The organism is Candidatus Symbiothrix dinenymphae, assembly GCF_001431085.1.
The window spans coordinates 1-1,420 of the sequence record NZ_BBRU01000023.1; the positions used below are offsets into that span (position 1 = coordinate 1).

Sequence of the window (1,420 nt, forward strand, 5' to 3'; positions counted from 1 at the left end):
CAAACGGATTTGCAAAACTCATCAAAAAGCACTACCTTTGCGCCTTATAAACAATTAAATAATAGCAATTTATGAAAACGAAGCGCGAAGAAAAATTAGAGAGAGAGTTGCAATCCTGCCGTCAAGAGTTGCGGGAAGAGAAGCAGAAAAACAAAGACCTTGCCAAGAGCAGGGATTTGCACAAGAGTAAGAGCAAAGTGTTATCAGCACAACTGAAAGCTGAATGTGTTAAAAAAAAGCGGAGCTTTGCTGATTATTCTCACGAGCTCATTGCACGACACGGCTATACAGACATGCTGGTTTCATTGTGTGTCGAAATGTATGTTCATTGTCACCTGGGACTTAGAACCACGAGAAAAATGCTCATTTATCTCAATGCACGTTTTGAATGGAACCTGCCCGACATACCCAGCTACACCAGCATCAAGAATTGGGTTGAAAAGAGCGGTTATTCTATTTACAAGGAATCCAAATCGGAGGAATATGAAGAGGGATATGCTGAAATATTGGATGAAAGCATGATGATTGCCAGTGAGAAAATGTTTCTCACGTTAGGTGTTCCGGCAGGCAAAATAGGAGAAAAAGCACTGACATTCAATGATGTAAATGTATTGGATATAAGCGTAGGAAAGAGTTGGAACAGTGCAAGTATTACGAAAGTATTGGACAAGACGGAAGAAAAGATGAAGGCACCGCCTGTCTACCTCGTCAGTGATAATGCCGGCACCATCGCCAAAGCCGTGAAGGATAAAGGATACACACATTTGCGCGATGTGGGGCACACATTAGCCCTGTGCGTTGAGCGAGTTTATAAAAAAGTAGACGCTTTCCAAGCTTTCACCAAAGCGATAGGCAAGGTAAAATTTCGGGAGATAATGCGTCCGGTAGGCTACTTGCTGCCACCCAAACAACGAACAATTGCCCGTTTTATGAATCTTTCCGCGAGTACCGATTGGGCAAAAAAGATGCTCTCCGCATTTCCCCGACTGACAGCGGGAGAGAAAAAAACATTCAAATTTCTCTTTAAGCACGTTTCAATCATCACCGAGCTAAACATCCTCTTTGAAGCCATTAACAGCATATCTAAAACATTAAAGAACAAAGGATTATCACACGAAAACATCATGCTCTGCCTTGCGAAAATGGAGCCATTACTGCTCTGTCCATGCCAAAGAGTGGCCGCAGTAGCCCAAGCCTGTATGGACTATCTCAACGAGGAAAAAGGCAAGTTGACGGACGAAAAAACGGTGTGGAGTGTTTCCTCCGATATTATCGAATCACTTTTTGGCGATTTCAAAGCTCGCAAGTCGCCTAATTCATTGAATGGGATTACCAAGCTGGTTTTTATAGTGCCACTTCGAACAAAAATAGATGCGAAGACCGGCATGTCCAGCATCAACTTCAAGAGCACCTTAGAAAA

The 1,420-nt window shown here is 42.8% G+C and carries 1 protein-coding gene; it reads left to right on the forward strand.

Annotated elements, in window-relative coordinates; translation table 11 throughout:
• Positions 1–71: 71 nt before the first annotated feature.
• Positions 72–1,420 (forward strand): hypothetical protein (locus ASC50_RS00500; RefSeq protein ID WP_056928559.1); only part of this gene is annotated, 1,349 nt, incomplete at its 3' end.